The following is a 21,705-nucleotide window of genomic DNA, read 5'->3' as shown; positions in this document are numbered from 1 at the left end:
GGCTACACTCCTAAAGTTTTGTGTGCGGGCTAAGATTCCAATGAATAAAGTTAAGCTGCCATCCGCAGCCCGGCATAGGTGCTGCTTCCATTCAGATAGGAGAAGCTTCCGCTTCCGGAATACAGGGCATGCACTGTGGTGGTGCTTACAGCAACAGTTACTTCTGCAGCAGTCTCCTGGCGGAGCAGCTCCAGCATCATCGGAATTTGACCCTGCTCATAGGCATGGGCCAGCGCCCGGAGATAAGCCCGGTAATCAGCATCCGGCGGAAGAGCGGGTCCCTCATTCTCAGCCAGTTCTTCCCGGACCCTGGATAAGGCCAGGCGTGCCCGGTGCAGAGCCGCCTTGACTGCCCCTTCGGTAGTGCTTAAGGTTCCGGCTGTCTCGGCGGCTGAATAGCCCAGAACATCACGGAGTACGAAGGCGGTCCGCTGCAAAGGGGAAAGATGCTTGGTCAAGGCCTGAAAGGCCAGTTCGATTTCGGTGCGGTCTCCTTGCGCAGCCGGTGCAAGGGCTGAATCTGCCGGGGTTTCTGAACGTTCAAGCGCACGGAGCAGGGAGCCTTTGCGCCGTGCGGCATCAATCCACGTATTCTTGGCAATCCGCAGCAGCAGGGCTTCAGGATTGGGGCTCAAGGTGAACTTGCTGTATCCGAGTGCCTTGGTCCAGGTCTCCTGGGCCAGATCTTCAGCGTCGAAGGCGGAACGGGTCAGCGACAGGCAATACCGGTGCAGCGCAGTCCCCAGCTCCTGCAGGCTTTGCTTATCCATATCCGTCCTGTCCGGCATACGGTGATGTTCAAGAATCGTCATCTTGGCCCTCTCCTTTGTGCTTTTTGTTATTTTCTTGTATTCAGCTTATATAGCCATTGCTTCTATTATATAAACGAACGGCACTTTGTAAAAGATACGCTATCCTTGTATACCCGCCGAATTCCGCATGCCCGTATCTTTAAGCTTCCCTGGTCCGTCTACAGGATATATACACTAAGACAGATCAGAGGAGGCACAACCTAATGAGTATTATACCTTATGTCATTGAACAGACTTCCAGAGGCGAACGGTCCTACGATATTTATTCCCGGCTGCTGAAGGACCGGATTGTGTTCGTGGGTGCGGCAATCGATGACGGGCTGGCCAACAGCATTATTGCCCAGCTGCTGTTCCTGGCGGCGGATGAGCCGGATAAGGATATCCAGATGTTCATCAACAGCCCCGGGGGCTCGACTACCGCCGGCTTTGGTATTTATGATACGATGCAGGTAATCAAACCGCAGGTGAATACGATTTGCACCGGTTTTGCGGCTTCCTTCGCTTCGCTGCTGCTGCTGGCAGGAGCTACAGGCAAGAGATCCGCGCTGCCGAACAGCGAGATCATGATCCATCAGCCGCATGGCGGTGCACAGGGCCAGGCCAGCGATATCGCCATCAGCGCAAGACGTATTCTGCAAATCCGGCACAAGATAGTCCAGATTACGGCGGAACGTACCGGCCAGCCGGCGGAGAAGGTGGAGAAGGACATGGACCGTGATTATTTCATGTCAGCTGAGGAAGCACTGGAATACGGGATCATCGACACAATTATTACCCATCTGTAGACGAAGGAGCGGATTAAGATGTTATCAGCATTGAAAGGGCAGGAAGTAACGATTCATTTTTTGGATGGTACCAGTGTCAGAGGAGGAGTTCTGGAGGAGCTGGATGAGAGGTTCGTGAAGTACAGCACGGAGTACCAGACCCTCTACATTCCAATCACCTCGATCCGCGCCGTAGACGTGCAGACCAAAGAACGGGAACGTCCGCGTGTCGGTTTCGGGCAGTAGACAGTACATCCTGGTAAAAGCAATCTAAACCCCCGGTTCTCCGCTTTATCAGGGAGAACCGGGGGTTTTTGGTTTGGCATAGTGGAGCTGAAGCTGATATTGCTGCTGAAGCTGATATTGGGCCTTAATATCTGCTTGAGGTTTATCCTCAGCCAGCCGCAGGGCTGCTGCGGTGTGATGGCAGGATGAGTGCAGGAATCAATGCGATCACGGCAAAGCCAATCGACCACCAGAAGGCCACGTCGTATGCCCCGGCAATGCTCTGGAGACTTGAGGCTGATTGCCCGGCCAGCTGGTGCTGGGATACAGTGGCCAGAATCGCTGCCCCGAAGGCGCCGCCGATCGTCTGGCAGATCCTCATGGAGATACTGGCATGGGGGATCTGATCCTTGCGCAGCCCTACATATGCGGATACCATTACCGGAATCAGGAGTCCGTTCAGAGCAGCCCCCCGGACTACCAGTGCGGCCGCGAGCAGGATCAGATTCGTATCCGAACCGGCGAAGGCAAAGGGAAGTGTCGCGAATATAGTGACCAGCAGGCTCAGAATGACGATGATCCGCGAACCGATGCGGTCGGACAGACTGCCGATCCAGCTTCTGGTGAGCAGCATACCTATTCCTTGGGGAATCATCATCATTCCGGTAGACAATACACTTTCACCGCGTACCTGCTGATAGTATAATGGCAGCAGGAGTAAAGCCCCGTTCATGACCATGCCGGACAGGAATACGGTGACATTCGATGCTGAGAAAATGCGCGACTTAAACAGACGCAGATCCAGCAGCGGTTCTATGCGCGTCCGCAAAGCGTAGACAATGAACGCGGCCATGAGGACAAGGCCAATCACCAGGGGAATCACCACTTTGCTGCTGTGCAGCCCCCCATAGGTGCTGATTTGGGCGATCCCGTAGATGAGGATAGCAAAAGCAGGGGACAGCAGCAGCAGACCGGTAAGGTCAAGCGTCTGTTTGCGTGTGGACGGCTCATCCGCCGGAATGCCGCGCCAGGCCAGCAGTATTGCGATAAGGGTAATGGGAATGTTCACGTAGAAAATAAAGCGCCAGCCCAGGCTGTTGATAATGACCCCGCCCAGCACGGGACCGAGAATGGGCCCCAGCAGGGTGGGAATGCTGATGATTGACATGATCCGTCCGATGTTGCGGCCCCCGGCAGTCTGGACAAGCACGGTTTGCAGGGTCGGAATTAATATTCCTGCGCCTACGCCCTGCAGGAGGCGGAAGCCGATCAGGCTGCCGGGATTCCAGGCCAGGGAGCAGAGGACCGAACCGGCCAGGAATACGGCGAGTGAGAACATGTATACTTTTTTGCCGCCGAAACGGTTGACTGCCCAGCCGGACACCGGAATTGCCATACCCATGGTCAGGACGTAACCGGTAATGACCCACTGGATAACGGCAATGGAGCTTTGCAGGTCTGAAGTAAGTGTCCTGATGGCAACGTTGATCATCGTGGAGTCGAATAACGGCGCGAGTGCACCGAAGACGAGAATAAGGGCTACTTTAAGAATGGCGGGATCAAGCTTCTCTTTCTGTGCTCTCTTGGGCTTGGTTCTTTGGTCTGACATAAAATTGCTCCTCTCAACATAATAAGGTACGGTACGTTGCGTACCTTATGTGAATAAGATAGAGTAAAAGCAGCCAGAATGCAACAAGAGAATTTTCTGCCCATTTTGTCCGCCAGAGGCAAGCCGCGTCTATACTGAAATATCCCGAAAGTAGGAAATGACATGGACGATATCAAACAAGAAAATCAGCCCAAAGGCGGACGCCGCCGCGGGGAGGTTCTCGAACAAGCCATTTTGCAGGCTGCCTGGGAAGAGCTTGGCGAAGCGGGTTATGCCCGCCTGACGATGGAGGGGATTGCGGTCCGGGCGCAAACCAATAAAACCGCACTCTACCGCCGCTGGCCGAATAAAGCCAAGATTGTTGCAGCCGCGATTAAGAAGTATATGCCTAAGACTGCTCTGGCCGCTCCCGATTCAGGCGATCTGCGTACGGATATGCTGCAGCTGTTTCAGAGCTTCGCCCGGCCTTTGCAGGGCTTAGGCGCTGAGACGATCCACGGCCTGCTGGTGGATTATCACGGCGATGATCTGATTGCGCTGCTGCCGAAGATCATGCCTCCCAAAACCGGAGGCAAGCTGAACGCGATCATGGGGACAATTCTGGCTAATGCCGAGAAACGGGGTGAGGTGCGTCTGGACCGCATTCCTGAACGGGTAATTCTGCTTCCCCTCGATTTATTCCGCTACGAGCTGCTTACCACCCATGAACCTGTTTCTGATGAGACAATCACCGGTATTATTGATGATATCTTCCTGCCGCTGGTCCGGATCAGGTGATGGGTCCCCAAGAGCACAAACAAACCGCCGCATACCGGAACATCATTCCGGTATACGGCGGTTTGTTTGTGTTGAAGGCTGAAGCTGGTAAGGAGGTTCATTCACAGCGGAAGCGGAGATGGGAGCCGCTATCTCGGGGGCAGTGAGAAGGCAGGGGCCAGGCGGTGCACACCTTTGGGAGTATATCCAAGCGATGAGCTTACACCGCACAGGTCAGCCAACAGATAGAGGATGCTCAGCCACATTTCGGTTCCCTGCAGACCCGTGTCCTGCTGCTGTGATAACTGGAAGGCGAAGCCGCGCTGCGGAACCCAGAATTTCAGCACTTCGCTGAGCATATTCTCCGCCCAGCTGCGGATCTCTGCACGGCGGTAATTGGTCTGCTTCAGGCAGAGCCAGAGCGGATGGACCACATCCAGCACGTTGCAGGCGTTAAGCGCCTCTGCACGGAAGAACCGGCGGTCCCTGCTGTGGGCCAGCACGGTATCGATACTGCGCTCCGGATACGGCAGAGGAAGACCGAACTGCGCATAGGTCGCGCGGGTGAGCCGGTAGAAACCGTTCACCGGCTGCAGCCAGCCTTCCTCTGCGGTAGGGAGGCCCCAGAGGCCAGAGTCCCGGCGGCAATGGGTCGCCAGCCAGCCGAACAGATCATCCGGCCGTTTGCGGGAGCCGAATGTCTTCAGGTTGTGGTACAGACCTGTGGCATAGCAGTCGATCCAGTCTCCGCCGCCCCAGGCATTGTCCTCCCATGGCAGATCATTCAGATACGGATACAACGCAGCGGTTTCCATATTCTCAGCAACGATAACCGGATGAGGCAACGCAGAACCTAGCACTTCCAGTGCGTAGCCTACAGCGAGAAGATGGTACCGGGAGAGATGGTCAGTTAACAGCTCAGGCTGATCCTCAGCTCCGGGCGGAGACCACGGGTCGGGCAGCAATCCTGTCCCGGCATCCTGGAATCCCTGCAATACAGCGGTAAGCTCTGCCCGCGTCCAGCCGGGCGGCAGGCTGCCGAACATCGCAGCAATCTCCACCGCATCGCAGTAAGCTCTAACCGTCCGCTTATATCCGGGCCGGTCGCGGAAGAATTTCTCTTCCCCCGTTGACTCTGAGTAGTACTCCAGCAGCGGGATCAGCTGGTCTCCTGCCAGCCTGCCGAAGTCAGCCAGCTGCTGTGAGAGCAGGCTGTATGCCGGTACACTTTCAGTAACTGGTTTCGTGTTTACGGTAGTGTCCCTATCCGCTGTAACAGCTATTACAGCTGTATCATCCGCATCTGTACCCGTACCAGCCTTCACTGCTGCACCTTCAGCTTGTGCATCCATTGTCATCCCTATATCCTCCTTTTGTTCAACTGCCGCGGCAATTGCTGCTGTATCCCCGGCCAGCCGGCTGCGGATTAGCCTGGCCGGATTGCCGCCGACAATACTGTAGGCCGGCACATCTCTGGTAACTACGGCACCGGCGGCGACAATGCTGTGCGAACCGATCTGCACACCGTCCAGAATAACGGCATTGGCTCCAATCCATACGTCGTCCCCGATGATAATCCCTTGGACAGTGCAGGGCTGGCGGAAGACCGGGATATCGGTGGAGGCGAATCCGTGATTGAACCCGTACATACTCGCATGTGAAGCAACTCTTACGCCGTTTCCCATGGTAATATCGCCTGAAAGCACACTGTAGCTGTTGAGTGAGCAGTCGCTGCCCATGACGAGCCGGGCACTGCGGACAATCGCTCCGCCGGCAATATAGCTCCGGTCGCCCATCTGAAGCTGATCCGGCAATACCACCGCCTGCGGTGAGACATAACAGGCTTCTCCGAAGGTACAGGAGTATTCAGTAGTTAGCTGCTGCTGGTATAGGATCTGCTCTTGCTGCTCCTGTGCGGAGGGGCCAATCCAGGGCATGTAATCGAGCGCCTTCCGTGAGGCGAATCGTTGTTCGGGCATCTTAGTCTCTCCTCTATAACATAAGTCATTATTTCCTTAAGTGTAGCAGTAGAGAAAGGGAAGCGACATGGCATAAAGAGCACGACTAGCTTGTCAAAAACGCATCAACATCTTATGCTGATTTCAGAGATGCTGCAGAAACGGGGGAGTCAGAGGGTGGAGAAAATTGTGCAGAATCTGGCCATAGATATTCACTGGATTCACGATAAGATCACGTTCCCGCACTGGAGGGATATCCGCCAGAATATCAATGTACATAGCTTCTACTGGATTCAGGAAGGTCAGGGGATCTTCCGTACGGACCAAGACTATCCGGTATCGCCGGGAATGCTGTTCTATCTGCAACCGGGGCTGGCTATGGACATGAGCTGCGGAAGGGAGGAGCCTCTGCGGATCACGATGATCCTGCTCTCGCTCTATACCTTGTCGCCTTCGGCGGATAATCAGGGCAGGATAGAGCCGCTGGATGTGCTGCCGCTGCAGTTCATGCTGAAGCCGGAGGGGGAACAGGGCAAACAGCTTGGCCATTTGTTCCATAAAATTGCTGCGGATTGGGTCCCCGGAAGCACCGGGAGCCAGCTGATGACCCAGTCCCTGCTCTATGAGCTCATGTACGAATTGCTGCAGGTTCAGGCGAATGCCCAGCTGGGCCGGGGGCAGGGCTATGAGCTGTTTTTGCGGATCAAGGATGATATTGAACGCCGTTACAGTGAGCCTTTGCTTATTCACGAGCTGGCGGTGCGTTACGGGATTTCCTCCTCGTATTTACGCAGTCTTTTTCAGCAATATCTGCACAGGAGCCCCAAAAGCTATTTAAGTGAAATCCGCTATGAGCATGCGGGGAAGCTGCTGCTGTACACCAGATTAACCTTGAAGGAGATTGCAGCGGCCTGCGGTTACAGCGACGAATTTCACTTCAGCAAAAGCTTCAAACAACAGAACGGGCAGCCGCCTTCGGCAATGCGGACTCAAGACCACGGGAAGAGCGGATAATGCTTACCGGTAAAATAATTCCTGTGACATTGCCAATGAGAATGATTATCAATATACTAAGGATAGTTTTCATAACATTCGTTCAGATTTGGTGGTGTGCACTGTAATGGAACTTATCCAACAGAGAACTTCTATAGATAACCAAGATGATCCGGACGATTGGGACCGGTTGTCTTTCCGGCTTCTGTCTGTACAGGCGCTGAAGGGAACGGGGGAGGTCCATCTCGCACAGCAGCTGCTTTTCTCTTATGCCCTTGCAGTCGTGACGAGCGGTTCCGTCCAGTTCATTAGTGATCACAACCAGTATGAGCTGGCGGCAGGTTCAGCGGTGCTCTGCCTGCCGGATCAGACCTGCGGAACGGTGCAGCCGGCCGGGGGGCTGGAGATGTATATTTTCTATTTCGATGTGTACTGTTATGGCAAGTCAGGCGATAGCGGAAATTGTCTGCCGGTTAAGGATACCCGGTTATTCCAGGGGGACGGCAGGCTGCCGTTTCATCCGTCGAAAGAGATGTCGGCCAAATGCAGCAGGCTGTTTCTGCTCTCCGAACAGGGTGAACAGAGCATCGGCTTCCGGGCACAGCTTGATTTTCAGGAACTGCTGTATGATCTCCGCGCGCGCAGCCTGCACCGGCCCAGAGATACGAATTCGGCGCTGGAGCAGGCGAAGCAGTACATAGAGGCCCATTATACAGAGGCGTTAACCGTAGAGCAGGTGGCTCAGTCCGCCGATTTCAGCGCCAAATATTTCGTTGACCTGTATAAGAAGAAATATGGCAAAAGCGCGCTGGAATACGCAGCCGAGCTGCGCATCGGGCAGGCCAAGCGCCTGATGGCAGAGAGCGGCGTTAAGCTGCGGGACATCGCCCACAGGGTCGGTTATGCCGATGAATTCTATTTCAGCCGCAAATTCAAGAAGATGATCGGCATGCCGCCCGCAGTCTATATGAAAAGCCGGCGGCGCAAGCTGGCCGCCTATACGCCCGGACTGCTCGGACAGCTGCTGCCGCTGAATATCACCCCATATGCGGCGGCACTGCATCCGAAATGGACCGAATATTACTACCGGAACTACCGCGCCGATATTCCTGTCCATATCAGCGCCTACCGCAACAATCAGGATTGGCAGGCCAATATTGAAGTGCTTAAGCAGTCTAACGCAGAGCTTATCCTGGCCCCGGCAGGTCTGGCAGATGATGAACGGACAGCGCTGGAGCAGGTCGCTCCTGTGAATTATCTGACCAGCGACAGCGCAGATTGGCGCGGACAATTTCACGAATTATCCCGGCTGCTGGGTGAAGAGTGGCAGCGCGAGCAATGGCTTGCTGCCTTCGACTGGGAGGTGAACGCCGCTAAAGACCGCTTGCACGAAGGGCTGGGCCAGCAGACGGTTACAGTTATCCGTATGCTGGGCAGCCAGCTGTTCCTGCACTGCAACGAGGGAATGGCGAGCATATTGTACCGTGAGCTGGAACTGCACCCGGCTTATGAGTGTGAGGCAGAGGTTTATAATGTTCCGGTCACTCCGGCTATGCTCGCGGAGCTGCAAGCGGACCATTTACTGATGCTGATCCGTCAGGAGTATGACACGCTAGGGGAGTGGAGGAAGCTGCAGAACGACCCCCAGTGGATGAAGATTCCTGCAGTCCAGCGGCATCACGTACATGTCCTGAGCTCTGATCCCTGGCGTGAGGATTCCGCATATGCACAGCTGCGGATGCTGCGGCAGATCCTTCAGCTGCTTCCGGCCAATCGTCCATAGTTGTTCCGCATTTTGTCCATGGTGCAGGGGACCCCGCTTCGTTATACTCGTAATTGATAATCATTATCAATACTAAAGTACATAAAGAGTGGGATGACATGAAATGGACAGGCGGAATTAAGACGGCCTCCCTGCTGGTGCTGGGGGTTGTCCTTATCATTATTATTAGCGTGTTATCTGTAGCTTACGGAACGAAGCCAATGAGCTTCGGTACGGTGCTGAATGCCATTTTCCACGCCGATCCTGAGAATATTGATCATGTTATTGTGCGGACGTCGCGTATTCCGCGCACAGCAGGAGCGCTGCTAATCGGGGCATTCCTGGCGGTGTCGGGAGCCCTGATGCAGGGGATGACGCGGAATTATCTCGCTTCTCCGTCCATTATGGGGATCAGCGACGGCTCAGTGTTTGCCGTTACGCTGTGCATGGTATTCCTGCCGGGCGCTTCCTCCATGACAATGATTGTGTATTCGCTGGCCGGCTCTGCGCTGGGGGCATTGCTCGTCTTCGGTACGGCCAAGCTGCTGCCCGGCGGCGTATCACCGCTGACACTGGCTGTGCTCGGCACGATCATCGGCACCTTCCTCGGCGGAGTCTCGCAGGCGCTGGCTGTCTACTTTCAGGTGTCGCAGAATATCAGCTTCTGGTACAATGCCCGGCTGCATATGATGGACACGGCTGTGATCAGACTTGCGCTTCCGTTTGCCGCCGCCGGTCTGGTGCTCGCACTGCTGATGGCAAGACCGGTGACGATGCTCTCACTCGGAGACGAAACGGCCGCAGGCCTTGGACTTCGGGTGGGAACCATCAAGATGCTGACGATGCTGAGTGTGGTGCTGCTGACCGGGATTTCCGTAGCGATAGCCGGCAAAATCGCTTTTATCGGCCTCATTATTCCGCATATTGTACGCTTTCTGGTCGGGCAGGATTACCGCAAGATCATTCCGTTCACTGCTTTTGCCGGAGCCCTCTTCCTGGCCTTGTGCGATCTGATCAGCCGGTATATTAACTTTCCGTTTGAGACACCGGTCGGTGTGGTTACCGCATTGTTCGGCGTCCCCTTCTTCCTCTATCTGATCAAAACGAGAGGGGGAGGCCATCATTCGTAAACATTCCAAGGATTCGAACAATTCTAAGGACGCGAAGAACTCGCTGTTAATGAAGCCCAAATCCAAGGCACTGGCCTTCTGGGGGCTGTTCCTGCTGCTCTCTGTTCTGATTGTCTGCGGGATGTATGTCAGTCTGACCAATGGCACCTTTGATATTTCGGCGAAGGATGTCGTGCGCACTCTGCTGCGGATTCATCCTGTGGCGGATCATGATCTCGTCATCTTCGAATTCCGGCTTCCGCGCATTCTGCTCGGGGCACTGGTCGGCTTCGGGCTGGGAATCGCCGGGGCTGTACTGCAGGGCATTACCCGCAACTCCCTGGCAGACCCGGGAATTCTGGGCATTCATGCCGCTGCCGGGGCTTTTGTCGTCGTGTTCATGTTCTTTGTTGGCGGTACCATGAAAGCGCCCGGCTGGATCTCGGTCATGAGTATGCCGATGTTCGGATTCATAGGGGGCCTGTGCTCCATCGTTCTTCTCTACCTGTTCGCAAGAAATCAGGGGGAGTTCCACCCGCAGCAATTAATTCTTGTCGGGATCGCTTTGGCCTCCGGTTTCGGTGCGGTAACGCTATATGTTTCCCTGCGAATGGACCCGGAGAATTTCGAGATGGCTACCGTCTGGCTGGCCGGGAGCGTGTATAATGCGAACTGGAGACAGGTGCTCTCCACACTTCCGTGGCTGCTCATTCTGACTCCGGTAATCTGGCGCCGCGCGGCGGTGCTCGATCTGCTGCAGCTGCATGAGGTTAGTGTCAAAGGCGTGGGCGTGGCGGTGGGCAGAGAACGGCAGATTCTGCTGCTGTGCTGTGTAGGACTGGTCAGCGCATGTGTGTCCGTGTCGGGCAGCATCGGCTTCGTCGGACTGATTGCTCCGCATATTGCACGGCGGCTGATCGGTAATACCTACAGGTACATCGTGCCGTTGTGCGGCCTGATCGGAATGCTGATGGTGATAATCGGTGATTTTATCGGCAAAACCGTATTCGCTTCCGTTCAGCTGCCGGTAGGCATTGTAATCTCCATCATCGGCGTGCCGTATTTCATATTCCTGCTGTTCAGAAACCGTGCCAGATAAACGCACTGCTTGCTGACGGAGGCCTAAAGGAGAAGTCACAGGATGGGAATAAAGTATATTCACATAGAGATACACGGCTGGAAATTGACTATACGTTTGCCATTCAGCTACGGTACAGAGCACAGGCGGTTTCCGGTAGCGTACCTGCAGGACGAAGGCAGCGTAATGAAGCATACGGCGAATTACCTGGACCATTTGTTCAGATCGCAGCAGTTGAATGAGCTGATCCTTGTCGGCGTTGCATCGAAGGACCGGAATCATGATTATACCCCGTGGCCCCTGCCGGAAGTGACCCCAGGAGCACCCTCGTTCGGCGGCGGAGGAGAGGATTATCTGCGGGCACTGGCGGAGGAGATCAAACCTTATATCGACAGCCATTATCTAACGTTACATGAAGCCCGGTATACGGGGATTATCGGATACTCTCTCGGCGGACTGATCTCGCTGTATGCCTCTTACCGCTATCCTGAAGTGTTCGGGCGGATAGGCCTGTTATCGGCATCCTTCTGGTATGAAGGTATCCTGGACTATATGCGGGATCATCCCGTAGACAGAGCAGGGCAGCGGATATATATGTACTACGGAGAGCTGGAAGGCTGCTATAAGACCAATGCGCAGAAGGAAATGGCCGGACGCTCCAGGGCAGCGCATCAGCTGCTGCTGGAACAAGGCTTCGGCGGCGGTGATTTACTGCTGGAGTGTGATCCGCAGGGAACCCATGACCTGATGTTCTTCAGCCGGCAGTTCCCGCCGGCGCTGAGGTGGCTGTTTGGCGGAGGGGAAGCCGGTCCGGTTCGGGGGAACGCTGGGTGAAGCGGCAGACGGACTTGCTTGTTTATAATAACTGTGATGAATGGGACGGCAGAGATGCCGTTCCTTATTTTTTTATTCCTGTACTTATTTGCTTGGAGCGGATAATTGTATTTCGTACACTTAAAAGACGGATAAAAACCGGATTTGGGCGGTTAACTGTATTCTGTACAACTAAAAACAGCGAAAGATGATTTTTTGAGACAGGTCAGCTAATATAACTGTATAGAGTGCAATTAAACTTGATATCTTACAGCGGATGGTGAATTTAGTTGCAGTAAATGCAGTTATAGTCTGGCGCGTTAGCTTCAAATGATCACCAAGCTCCAGTCCTGCACTCTCTTATCTGCTATTGGCATCAGCCTTGCGGTGCTCTGGCTTTTGCAGTTGTACTTTTTCTTATGGCGACAAATGTGTTGGGCGAAATTACGCATGCACGGCAAATTTATATAAAAGCATAATACCCCTCGGACTCCTGGTCTGCGGGGTTTATTTCTGCGTTCAGAGTATTGGATTACCTGCGTTACACATAATAACCTTATGGAGCTGCTGCCGGCACTTCCTGACGCAGCTGTGCCGGTCAAGCAGTTAGTGCGGCGCGAAAAAGGGGTAAGTTACTATAATGTGCGGTATTTGCAGTTTTACACAACCACTTGGAGGTGAGCGGATTTCATCGGAATAGAGAGGGCAGACCAACCGTTTCCACTTAATTTTAAAATAAATCGTATGAAGATTTCTTCTGCTGTGATACAATTATCCGGTTGGCCTTGTACATGGTTAATCGTCCGGTGCTCCTGATGAGCCCGTGATTGAATGAAGCTAATAAGCGTAGGAAAACGAAGCATTCCAGTGTATTGCTGTGAATTACAGAGTATTAATGGAGAAACCAACAGATTTTACACGGAACATATCAATTTTTGTCGTTTTTTATTGATTTATTGAAAAGGTTTCTGTATAATCAGCCTTGTTGATTTTTCATAGGATGTAGCCTGTTCAGCTTGATGAAACGAAACGACTGACAACGAAACGGATCCAGAGCAGCAAGGCTAATAACTAATAACTTAAGCAAAATTAGGGGGTTATTAATTTGGGAAAAGCGTTAATTATTGGCGCTGGCGGTGTAGCGAGCGTTGTTGTTCATAAATGCTGCCAGAACCCGGATGTATTCGAAGAGATCTGCATTGCCAGCCGTACGGTGTCAAAATGCGATGCTCTGAAGGAGAAACTGGACGGGGGCCTGACGAAGATTTCTACGGCCAAGCTTGATGCTGACAACACGGAAGAAGTCATTGAACTGATCAAGAGCTTCCAGCCGGATGTCGTGATTAATGTCGCTCTCCCATACCAGGATCTGACGATCATGGATGCCTGCCTGGCTACCGGAGTGCATTATGTAGATACAGCTAACTACGAACCGCAGGATACCGCGAAATTCGAATATTCCTGGCAGTGGGCGTACAAGGAAAGATTCGAGAAGGCCGGAATTACGGCGCTGCTCGGCAGCGGTTTTGACCCAGGCGTAACCGGTGTATTTACGGCGTATGCGCAGAAGCATTATTTTGACGAAATTCATACGATTGATATTGTGGATGCTAATGCCGGTGACCATGGTTATCCGTTTGCGACCAACTTCAATCCTGAAATCAATATCCGCGAAATTACAGCGAACGGACGCTACTTCGAGAATGGTGAGTGGATTGAAACTGCACCGCTGTCTGAGAAAAAAGTCTACGATCTCCCGGAGATTGGTCCGAAGGATATCTATCTTTTGTACCATGAAGAGCTGGAATCCCTGGCTGTTAATATCCCTGGCGTGAAAAAAATCCGCTTCTGGATGACCTTCTCGCAGAACTACCTGACTCACCTGAAGGTGCTTGAGAATGTTGGCATGACCTCGATCGAGCCGATTAATTATGAAGGTAAAGAGATCATTCCTTTGCAGTTCCTGAAGGCCATTCTGCCTGACCCGGCTTCCCTGGGACCAAGAACCAAAGGTAAAACGAACATCGGCTGTATCATTCAAGGTACCAAAGACGGCCAGCCAAAAACTTATTATGTCTACAATGTCTGCGATCACGAAGAGTGCTACAGAGAGGTTGGCTCCCAGGCCATTTCCTACACTACCGGCGTTCCTGCAATGATCGGGGCTATGATGATTATCAAAGGCATCTGGAACAAACCGGGCGTACACAACATCGAAGAATTCGATCCGGATCCGTTCATGGATGCACTCAACAAACACGGGCTGCCTTGGCAAGAAGATTTCTCGCCGACGCTGCTGGATTAGGGCTTAAGTCATGAAGGATAAAGATATAGATATTGATATCAGCGCGCTGCCGTCCCCTGCCTATCTCGTGGACGAGCGTCTGCTGACGAAGAACCTGGAAACTCTGAACTATGTGCAGGAGCAGAGCGGAGCGAAGATTCTTCTCGCGCAAAAAGGCTTCTCCATGCATTCCATGTACCCGCTGGTGGGTAAATACCTGCATGGCGTAACCTCCAGCTCCCTGTTCGAAGCCCGCCTGGGCTTCGAGGAGATGGGCAAAGAGGTCCATGTGTATGCGCCGGCTTATGTAGACCGCGAGTTCGATGAGCTGCTCGGTTACACCGACCACATTGTGTTCAACTCGTTTGACCAATGGAGCCGGTTCAAGGAACGGGTGCAGAACGCACCGAAGAAGATCAGCTGCGGCATCCGCGTCAATCCGGAGTACTCCGAGATTGAAGTTCCGCTGTATGATCCTTGCTACAATTACTCCCGTATGGGCGTAACCCTGCCGAACTTCCGGCCGGAGGAGCTGGACGGCATCGACGGGCTGCATTTCCATACGATGTGCGAACAGAATTCAGACACGCTGGAGCGTACGCTTAAGGTTGTGGAAGAGAAGTTCGGCCAGTATCTGCACGGCATGAAATGGCTGAACTTCGGCGGCGGGCATCATATTACCCGTCCCGACTATGACCTGGAGACGCTGATCAAGTGCATCCGGCATATGAAGGAAACTTATGGCGTGGAGATTTACCTGGAGCCGGGCGAAGCAATTGCCCTTAACACCGGTTACCTGGTGGCGACAGTACTCGACACGATGCATAACGGTATGGATATCGCGATTCTCGATACCTCGGCCGAATGCCATATGCCGGATGTGCTGGCGATGCCTTACCGTCCGGGCATCATCGGTGCCGGAATGCCGGGCGAATTCGCCCACACCTACAGACTCGGCGGCATGACCTGCCTGGCAGGGGATGTAATCGGGGATTATTCCTTCCCGGAGCCGCTGAAATACGGTGACAAGCTTATCTTCCTCGACATGGCGCATTATTCCATGGTGAAGAACCATATGTTCAACGGCGTGAACCTGCCGGCCATTGCTTCCTACAATGAGGAAGAAGGCATTAAGGTTATCCGCGAGTTCGAATATAGCGATTTTAGCGGACGATTGTCTTAAGTTAGTATAGAAGCGTTCCATCAGCTGCGGCTGATGGGGCGCTTTTTTGCGGTTTGAGGGGGGAGCGGCTCAGCCCGGAGCTGCGATCCTGCGGCTGTCTGGTTGCTGTTTACTATTTGCACACTGTTATTGCCCATCAAATGCTCACTATACTACTTACAGCCAACATACAGCCCACGATACAACCTATGATAAAGGTCAGCGTACAACACGCCATACTGCTTACCATACAACACATCATATTACTCAACATACAACCACCATACGACCCACGATAAAGCTCAACGTACAACACGCCATACTGTTCACCATACAACCCACGATACTACTCAACATACAACCACCATACAACCCACATAAAGGTCAGCATACAGCCCACCATACAACACACCATACGACCCACGATAAAGCTCAGCGTACAACACGCGATACTGCTCACCATACAACACACTATACTACTCAAATACAACCTACGTTAAACCTCAGCGTCAACACGCCATATTGTTCACCGTACAATACATCAATACAACCCAGCGTACTATCCGCTACTTACAGCCCACCACTACCTGCTGCCCCCTAATCCGCCGACCTGCCGGAAATGTTGCATAAAATACAACAATTCGTGACGCGGATCGGCTAAATAAGGGGAATCTTGCACAAAATACAACATTTTGAAGCTCTGATCGGCTGATCAGCTTAAAATCTTGTAAAAAGTACAACAATTTAGCTCCGTTGAGCTCCAAAAGGAAGCGAAAGAAGCGAAGGAAGCGAAGAAAGTGAAAGAAGCAAAGAAGCAAAAAACCTAATAACTCCTAATGTGAGTATTGCTGCGGGAGAAGGGACACTGCTGATGTGAAGCGTTCTGGCCTTTTTACAGCGATGTTTACTTGTAAAACATACTTAAAAAAGTTTGTTACATTGCCCTTAATCTGCATCTGGCGTAGCATTGAACAGAGAATGATTTGAACGTGAAGGGAGTGAGCGGCATGATTAAGATCAGCCGGGTTATACGAACGGGCAGCTGCTGCAGATGCGGTGAGAGAAGCGCAAGACAGAAGAAGGAACAGCGAAGAACAATGAGTAAAGATAAAGGACAGAGGATAGAGACAGAAAGCTGAAGACTGCGAGCCCAAGAATGGCGATTCAAGTTAATGCTGCGTCTTCCTCTGTTGACTAACCTATAGGGAGCTGCTATGCATGCTGAAATTACAATATCTACACAATAATGAGGAACTGGCGGCGATGCTGCTGGGAAATTGGGAACATGATCCGGAGTCGCTGCATCTGTTCCAGTATTACCGGATCTCTTCCAATGCGGTGTATCCGTTTGAGAACACAGGGCATAGCCAATTGCTGCGGTTCGCTCCAGTAGCTGAGAAGCAGAAGGAGAATATACTGGCAGAGCTTGACTTCATCGCTTACCTGCGGGAGCGCGGGTATGGTGTGCTTGAAGCAGTAGCCTCGCGAACAGGATTAGAGCTTATTGAAGCAGAGACCCCGTGGGGGCCATACTATGCTTCCGTATTTAAGCGGGTAGCTGGGGTGCAGCTGGGCAGCACAGAGCTTAGTGATCACATCGTATATAAATATGGTGAAGCGCTGGGCCGGCTTCATCAATTGTCCAATGAATATACGCCTGTACAGCCTGGCAGATGGACGCACAAAGCTGTGCTGGAATGGATTCTGTCCGTACTGGCTGATTTTCCCGGGGAAGAAGCGGCTGTGGCCGAGGCAAGGTTGCTGGAAGAATATTTTGCCGGACAACCTGTCACGCCTGAGAATTACGGGCTGATCCATTATGACTTTGAGCCCGACAATGTGTTCTATGACGAGGCCTCGGATAACATCAACGCCATTGATTTCGATGATGCGATGTACCACTGGTACGCTATGGATATTGAACAGGCACTGGATAGCCTGGAGGGAGAGGCAGCGCCGGAGGAATATGAGCGCAAGAAGCAAATATTCATGAACGGCTATATCAGCCGCCGCCCGCTGCCGCAGGACGGACCCACCATGGCAGCGTGCAGACGGTTCGCCGATTTGTACGGCTACGCACGGATCTTGAGATCCGCAGCGGAGCTGGGAGAGAATGAGCCGGATTGGCTGACTTCGCTGCGGAGCCGGCTGGCAAATGCATGTGCGGCTAGGGCTTCGCGGTTTGGCGGGCCTGTCGGGTAAGCACAATCTGAAATTAAGCTGACCTGTACAGCGGCCCGGCCCGGCTGAGTGGTGTCAGCAGATAAATCAGTAATAGGCTTACCTGGAAACTGAAACAGCGACAGCAAAGGACGATAGAATGAAGTCCTGGACTGTCGCTGTTTTATTTAACTACCATTATACTACGTTAGAATTCATCAATGATTTCGACGACTTCGATTATACCGTTAATCAGCAGCTCAGGAAGCTGGTTATGGTTATTGCCTTTCCAATATTCCCGGGCTTGTTCGATTTTGCGGGAGAAAGGGAGGCCATCCTCCTTTGGCAAAAGAGTACCGTCACCTTCAAAGATCCTCCCGTTCACGCGAAGTTTAACGATCTGCAATACTTTTCGATGATGAGATACGAAGATTTCTTTCCATTTCAGAGCGTCTTCATAGCTCTTTGCAGCATACAAGCACGACAACCGGGAAGGATATTCAGGATATTCCTGCAATCTGACCATTTCAACGAGTGCTTCTCTTATCGCCCGGATGGTCTGCCCCATATATCTAAGGGCCACATCTGCATTCTCTTTATCCATGCTTATGCCGTTATTTGTATAGTTACCGTGCAAAATTTGCATAAAGTCTTCACCTTTGGAATTCATCTGTTCCTTCTCAAAAAAGAAGTGATATAAGGTGTTTTTTTGGTTTTGGTCAAAGCTGATGATCTGCCCAAGGTCCATTTTGTTTCGGGTTACAATGTGATAAACATACCATTCGTTAACTTGCATAGACTGCTGCTCCCCCTATTTCATACTTATTGTAATTCTGCTCTCCTGCGGCAGCCATTCAACCGTGGCCCCGAGCTGTTCGCTGATGAAGCGCAGCGGCAGATAGACTGTACCATTGACTACAAAAGGCGGGGTAAGCAGCGTAACGCTTTTACCGTTTACTGTCGTGGCTCCGCTCTTAGTATTAATCACAATGGATAGCGGCGATTTGCCCTCCGCAGTGCCGGTGATGGTTGCTACTTTATCCATAGAATAGCCGACGGTGGCCCCCATCTTGCTGAACAACGAGCGCAGCGGAATGAAATTCTGCCCGTTCCGGGTAATTACCCCGTTCGTGAAGGCGACGGATTCACCATTCAGGGTGACAGAAATCGGTTTTTGCATCGGGACGGGAGCAGGGTAATTAAATTCATAGGTACCATATCCGAGCTGAGCATTCTTGTTCACACCCCAGCCCCAGAGCGTTCCGTCTTTCTTTTGCATAATAATATGTCTTCCGCCGCCCTTCATGGACTGAACATCGGAAGTGAGCAGAGTGAACGGAGCGTCCGGGGACATCTTGGTTGTATCAATGGTCGTCGTATAAACCTTGCCGTCCGAGGTCAGCGCTACGACAGAACGTTCAACGATGTAGGCATCGGTCACCTTGCTGATTCCCGAGAAGAGAACAGGCACAGCCTGATTCGTATACATCGTTCCGTCCGAAAACCCGGTAATGGTTGCTCCCCAGAACCACAGGCGGGATTGTCCGTCGATGGCCAGTCTGGTATTCCCGTTGTTGCGCAGAATACTTACGCTGGATAAGGCTGGCATGCGGGTAGCGGTAAGCTTAGAAGCATCGCCAAGAGTCTCAGGTTCATAGGGATTCTGGATCGGCCAGGTCCAGACGCTGCCGTCTTTGCGGAGAGCGTAATTCTGTTCAAGCTGGGTGATGTCCGTCAGACTAGCTACAGGCGTGAGGGTGGCAAATTCGTCAAAGGTGGTCCATACCGTACCGTCCGTCTTCAAGAACAGGAAACGCCGCCAAGAGCTTTGCCCGTTACTCTCGCTGTATCCGGAGACAGCAGCAACTTGATCTATACCGGGGACTGGTGAAAAAGAAGTCGTCTCCGCACCGTCAGGTGTCGTCACAGCAATAAACACTTTGCCTTCTCCGGTGATTGCTACTCGGCGGCTCTCCAGGCTTAAGAAGTCCGTCATATTCGTTAATTCCGCGATCGGAGTCACTTCTATTTCCATCGTCCGGGCGTTGGTCTCCCAGTTCCAGACAGAGCCGTCCCTGGCCGTAACCAGTGCGCTGTTCCACAGGGGAAAGGAAGCTTGTACATCACTTAACCCCTGAACCTGTGTAGGGACAGATTTGGTGTCGCCCCAGACCCAGAGGGAACCATCATCCTTAATCAGATAATTGGCTCCATAAGAGGCGACCCCGGAAGCACTTGCAGCTGAGCCCGTCTCAGGATTACCAATGCTCAGAACCGCGGTCAGACCCATGATCAAGCTCACAAGCAGATTTCTTTTTTTCATAAAAGCACCCTCTACCCTCAATGTTATTTTTACTGATATAGGTAAATAAAAGAATATATTTCCTTCCATATAGACGCTGTATGAGGGCGGAAAGTTTCTTTGAAAATTAACCGTTCATAGCCGGCTCTCCTGTGTTACAATGATTTAGTCTGTTTTTTGTGGAATTTGATTTGTGCACCGATATTTAATAAGCTGTACCCGGCATTGTCCGTATTTGAGGAGGAAATCAGCGTTAATGAAACATGCACCTTTTATAGCCGTGGAGGGCCCAATTGGAGCCGGTAAAACAACCCTCGCCACGATGCTCGCCAGCGAAATGCAGCTTCCGGTCATTAAAGAAATCGTGGATGAAAATCCGTTTCTGGACAAGTTCTATCAGAATATGGACGACTGGAGCTTCCAGCTGGAGATGTTTTTTCTCTGCAACCGGTTTAAGCAGCTTGAAGACACTACGACCCAGTACATAGATAAAGGTAAGCCGGTCATTTCGGATTATCATATTTATAAGAATCTGATCTTCGGGGAACGGACATTGAAGGGATCGAAACGGGACAAATACCGGGAGATCTATCATATCCTGACTGATGATTTTCCGAAGCCGGATATCATCTTCTACATTCGTGCCGATCTGGATACGCTGCTGGCCAGAATTGCCAAACGCGCCCGTACGTTCGAAGAGATCATTGCGCCTGCTTATCTGCAGCAGCTGATCGAGGATTATGACGATGCGATGGCTTCACTGGCCCGCCGCGAACCCTCTACGGTCATTATTACCATCGATGGCAACAAGGTCGACTTTGTAGAGAACCCGGAAGACTTCGCCGCAATCGCGGAACAATTAAAGGAGCTTATGAAATGAACTCATACAACATCCCGGACAATGCAATTATTACGGTAGCCGGCACGGTGGGCGTCGGCAAATCGACACTGACCGCAGCACTGGCGGAACGCCTGCAGTTCCAGACTTCGCTTGAGCAGGTAGATCATAATCCGTATCTGGAGAAGTTCTACCATGACTTTGAGCGGTGGAGCTTCCACCTGCAGATCTATTTCCTCGCGGAACGCTTCAAGGAACAGAAGAAGATGTTCGAGCTGGGTGGAGGGTTCGTGCAGGACCGTTCGATTTACGAGGACACAGGGATTTTTGCCAAAATGCATGCCGATCAGGGCACGATGTCAAAAACCGACTATGAAACTTACACCAGCCTGTACGAGGCGATGGTGATGACTCCGTATTTCCCGCATCCTGACGTGCTGATCTACATTGAAGGCAGTCTGCCTTCAATTCTGACCCGGATCAATGAGCGCGGGCGCGAGATGGAGATTCAGACCGATGTCTCCTACTGGGAGCATATGCATGGCCGGTATTCCCAGTGGATTAACGAGTTCAGTGCCTGCCCGGTGCTGCGACTGAACATTGACGAATATGATGTGAAGGATGCTGCCTCCATGGCGAATATCCTGCATAAGGTAGGCGCGGCGATTGGCCGGGCTCCGGTGGGGAAGTAAGGATTTTATTTTAGCGGATGGTTTGTGAGATCATAAAAGATAGGGATGTTAAGAAGCGGCACCAGTTCATCTGGGGCTGCTTTTTTTGTGTTTTTAGACATTTTTTTTAAAGAAAACGCGACTTTTTTCATATTTTCGGGACATTTACCCTATTCAGGACCATTTGAAACGACTTTTGTCGAGAATTGTTAAGAGTTTGTTTAGAGCGGCCTGATAGAATGGATCGCAGATATGATAATTGCAGTAATAAGAATTTAATTGTTTTTGGTCCGCGGGATGGCAAGTGAAAGGAGAATGCGGGAGCTAAGGGAGCTAATAGATACTGCAGCGAATCTTGCTACACGCCGGACAGGAAATGATGAACGAATAAGGGGGAGCATCACATTGT

The 21,705-nt window shown here is 52.1% G+C and carries 18 protein-coding genes; 13 read left to right on the top strand and 5 right to left on the bottom strand.

Annotated features, from left to right (window positions below):
- Positions 1 to 50: 50 nt before the first annotated feature.
- Positions 51 to 812, bottom strand: a complete 762-nt coding sequence (locus NSQ73_RS20965) for a sigma-70 family RNA polymerase sigma factor (RefSeq protein WP_340988006.1) — start codon at positions 810 to 812, stop codon at positions 51 to 53.
- A 167-nt stretch (positions 813 to 979) separates the two neighbouring features.
- Here NSQ73_RS20965 and clpP point away from each other — a divergent pair, with 167 nt between their 5' ends.
- A complete protein-coding gene (clpP, locus tag NSQ73_RS20960) occupies positions 980 to 1,597 on the top strand; it encodes an ATP-dependent Clp endopeptidase proteolytic subunit ClpP (RefSeq protein WP_256704061.1) in 618 nt (205 codons plus the stop codon).
- 18 nt (positions 1,598 to 1,615) lie between these two features.
- A complete protein-coding gene (locus tag NSQ73_RS20955) occupies positions 1,616 to 1,822 on the top strand; it encodes a hypothetical protein (RefSeq protein ID WP_042135564.1) in 207 nt (68 codons plus the stop codon).
- A gap of 148 nt (positions 1,823 to 1,970) precedes the next feature.
- Here NSQ73_RS20955 and NSQ73_RS20950 read toward each other — a convergent pair whose 3' ends face one another.
- The gene (locus NSQ73_RS20950; protein ID WP_340988004.1) at positions 1,971 to 3,410 is read right to left on the bottom strand and encodes an MDR family MFS transporter; all 1,440 of its coding nucleotides are present in this window, start codon (positions 3,408 to 3,410) and stop codon (positions 1,971 to 1,973) included.
- 162 nt (positions 3,411 to 3,572) lie between these two features.
- Here NSQ73_RS20950 and NSQ73_RS20945 point away from each other — a divergent pair, with 162 nt between their 5' ends.
- A complete protein-coding gene (locus NSQ73_RS20945; protein ID WP_340988002.1) occupies positions 3,573 to 4,187 on the top strand; it encodes a TetR/AcrR family transcriptional regulator in 615 nt (204 codons plus the stop codon).
- Between the two features lie 128 nt (positions 4,188 to 4,315).
- Here the strand turns inward: NSQ73_RS20945 and NSQ73_RS20940 are convergent, their stop codons facing one another.
- Positions 4,316 to 6,145 carry an acyltransferase gene (locus tag NSQ73_RS20940; RefSeq protein ID WP_340988000.1) on the bottom strand — a complete coding sequence of 610 codons (1,830 nt, stop codon included), beginning with the start codon at positions 6,143 to 6,145 and terminating at the stop codon, positions 4,316 to 4,318.
- 156 nt (positions 6,146 to 6,301) lie between these two features.
- On the opposite strand from NSQ73_RS20940, the gene NSQ73_RS20935 reads away from it, so the two are divergent.
- The 8 genes from NSQ73_RS20935 (at position 6,302) to NSQ73_RS20900 (ending at position 17,527) form a co-directional block, all read left to right on the top strand.
- Positions 6,302 to 7,138, top strand: a complete 837-nt coding sequence (locus tag NSQ73_RS20935; protein WP_340987998.1) for an AraC family transcriptional regulator — start codon at positions 6,302 to 6,304, stop codon at positions 7,136 to 7,138.
- Between the two features lie 106 nt (positions 7,139 to 7,244).
- The gene (locus NSQ73_RS20930; RefSeq protein WP_340987996.1) at positions 7,245 to 8,900 is read left to right on the top strand and encodes an AraC family transcriptional regulator; all 1,656 of its coding nucleotides are present in this window, start codon (positions 7,245 to 7,247) and stop codon (positions 8,898 to 8,900) included.
- Positions 8,901 to 8,998: 98 nt separating this feature from the next.
- Positions 8,999 to 10,009 carry a FecCD family ABC transporter permease gene (locus NSQ73_RS20925; protein WP_340987995.1) on the top strand — a complete coding sequence of 337 codons (1,011 nt, stop codon included), beginning with the start codon at positions 8,999 to 9,001 and terminating at the stop codon, positions 10,007 to 10,009.
- A gap of 49 nt (positions 10,010 to 10,058) precedes the next feature.
- Entirely contained in the window at positions 10,059 to 11,087 is a 1,029-nt protein-coding gene (locus tag NSQ73_RS20920) for a FecCD family ABC transporter permease (RefSeq protein ID WP_340987994.1), read from the top strand.
- Between the two features lie 42 nt (positions 11,088 to 11,129).
- Positions 11,130 to 11,900, top strand: a complete 771-nt coding sequence (locus NSQ73_RS20915) for an alpha/beta hydrolase (RefSeq protein ID WP_340987993.1) — start codon at positions 11,130 to 11,132, stop codon at positions 11,898 to 11,900.
- 1,084 nt (positions 11,901 to 12,984) lie between these two features.
- Complete coding sequence (locus tag NSQ73_RS20910) at positions 12,985 to 14,184, top strand: saccharopine dehydrogenase family protein (RefSeq protein WP_036702452.1); 1,200 nt, start codon at positions 12,985 to 12,987, stop codon at positions 14,182 to 14,184.
- 25 nt (positions 14,185 to 14,209) lie between these two features.
- Positions 14,210 to 15,346 (top strand): carboxynorspermidine decarboxylase, encoded by a 1,137-nt coding sequence (gene nspC, locus NSQ73_RS20905; protein ID WP_042140990.1) that lies wholly within the window; start codon positions 14,210 to 14,212, stop codon positions 15,344 to 15,346.
- A 1,197-nt stretch (positions 15,347 to 16,543) separates the two neighbouring features.
- Positions 16,544 to 17,527: a phosphotransferase enzyme family protein gene (locus tag NSQ73_RS20900; protein ID WP_340987991.1), complete on the top strand. Its 984-nt coding sequence runs from the start codon at positions 16,544 to 16,546 to the stop codon at positions 17,525 to 17,527.
- A gap of 166 nt (positions 17,528 to 17,693) precedes the next feature.
- Here the strand turns inward: NSQ73_RS20900 and NSQ73_RS20895 are convergent, their stop codons facing one another.
- Entirely contained in the window at positions 17,694 to 18,281 is a 588-nt protein-coding gene (locus NSQ73_RS20895) for a DUF2441 domain-containing protein (RefSeq protein WP_340987989.1), read from the bottom strand.
- A gap of 15 nt (positions 18,282 to 18,296) precedes the next feature.
- Positions 18,297 to 19,808 carry a stalk domain-containing protein gene (locus NSQ73_RS20890; protein WP_340987987.1) on the bottom strand — a complete coding sequence of 504 codons (1,512 nt, stop codon included), beginning with the start codon at positions 19,806 to 19,808 and terminating at the stop codon, positions 18,297 to 18,299.
- A gap of 235 nt (positions 19,809 to 20,043) precedes the next feature.
- Here NSQ73_RS20890 and NSQ73_RS20885 point away from each other — a divergent pair, with 235 nt between their 5' ends.
- Entirely contained in the window at positions 20,044 to 20,667 is a 624-nt protein-coding gene (locus tag NSQ73_RS20885; RefSeq protein ID WP_039303946.1) for a deoxynucleoside kinase, read from the top strand.
- Positions 20,664 to 21,317, top strand: coding sequence for a deoxynucleoside kinase (locus NSQ73_RS20880; protein WP_039303943.1), 654 nt, complete (start codon positions 20,664 to 20,666; stop codon positions 21,315 to 21,317). Before NSQ73_RS20885 ends, NSQ73_RS20880 begins: the two co-directional genes overlap by 4 nt.
- Positions 21,318 to 21,705: the final 388 nt, after the last annotated feature.

The organism is Paenibacillus sp. FSL R10-2736 (assembly GCF_038000245.1).
Lineage (GTDB): Bacteria > Bacillota > Bacilli > Paenibacillales > Paenibacillaceae > Paenibacillus_AQ > Paenibacillus_AQ phytohabitans.
Note: the sequence above shows the minus strand (reverse complement) of the source record. Positions and strands in the feature narration are given on the sequence as shown.

What these genes read in the sequence shown, in the direction of transcription:
- NSQ73_RS20955 (WP_042135564.1), top strand. Translation starts at nt 1,616, where the DNA reads ATGTTATCAGCATTGAAAGGGCAGGAAGTAACGATTCATTTTTTGGAT.
- NSQ73_RS20885 (WP_039303946.1), top strand. Translation starts at nt 20,044, where the DNA reads ATGAAACATGCACCTTTTATAGCCGTGGAGGGCCCAATTGGAGCCGGT.
- NSQ73_RS20880 (WP_039303943.1), top strand. Translation starts at nt 20,664, where the DNA reads ATGAACTCATACAACATCCCGGACAATGCAATTATTACGGTAGCCGGC.
- NSQ73_RS20890 (WP_340987987.1), bottom strand. Translation starts at nt 19,808, where the DNA reads ATGAAAAAAAGAAATCTGCTTGTGAGCTTGATCATGGGTCTGACCGCG.
- NSQ73_RS20925 (WP_340987995.1), top strand. Translation starts at nt 8,999, where the DNA reads ATGAAATGGACAGGCGGAATTAAGACGGCCTCCCTGCTGGTGCTGGGG.
- NSQ73_RS20915 (WP_340987993.1), top strand. Translation starts at nt 11,130, where the DNA reads ATGGGAATAAAGTATATTCACATAGAGATACACGGCTGGAAATTGACT.
- NSQ73_RS20930 (WP_340987996.1), top strand. Translation starts at nt 7,245, where the DNA reads ATGGAACTTATCCAACAGAGAACTTCTATAGATAACCAAGATGATCCG.
- NSQ73_RS20895 (WP_340987989.1), bottom strand. Translation starts at nt 18,281, where the DNA reads ATGCAAGTTAACGAATGGTATGTTTATCACATTGTAACCCGAAACAAA.
- NSQ73_RS20950 (WP_340988004.1), bottom strand. Translation starts at nt 3,410, where the DNA reads ATGTCAGACCAAAGAACCAAGCCCAAGAGAGCACAGAAAGAGAAGCTT.
- NSQ73_RS20965 (WP_340988006.1), bottom strand. Translation starts at nt 812, where the DNA reads ATGACGATTCTTGAACATCACCGTATGCCGGACAGGACGGATATGGAT.
- NSQ73_RS20920 (WP_340987994.1), top strand. Translation starts at nt 10,059, where the DNA reads ATGAAGCCCAAATCCAAGGCACTGGCCTTCTGGGGGCTGTTCCTGCTG.
- NSQ73_RS20940 (WP_340988000.1), bottom strand. Translation starts at nt 6,145, where the DNA reads ATGCCCGAACAACGATTCGCCTCACGGAAGGCGCTCGATTACATGCCC.
- NSQ73_RS20900 (WP_340987991.1), top strand. Translation starts at nt 16,544, where the DNA reads ATGCTGAAATTACAATATCTACACAATAATGAGGAACTGGCGGCGATG.
- NSQ73_RS20945 (WP_340988002.1), top strand. Translation starts at nt 3,573, where the DNA reads ATGGACGATATCAAACAAGAAAATCAGCCCAAAGGCGGACGCCGCCGC.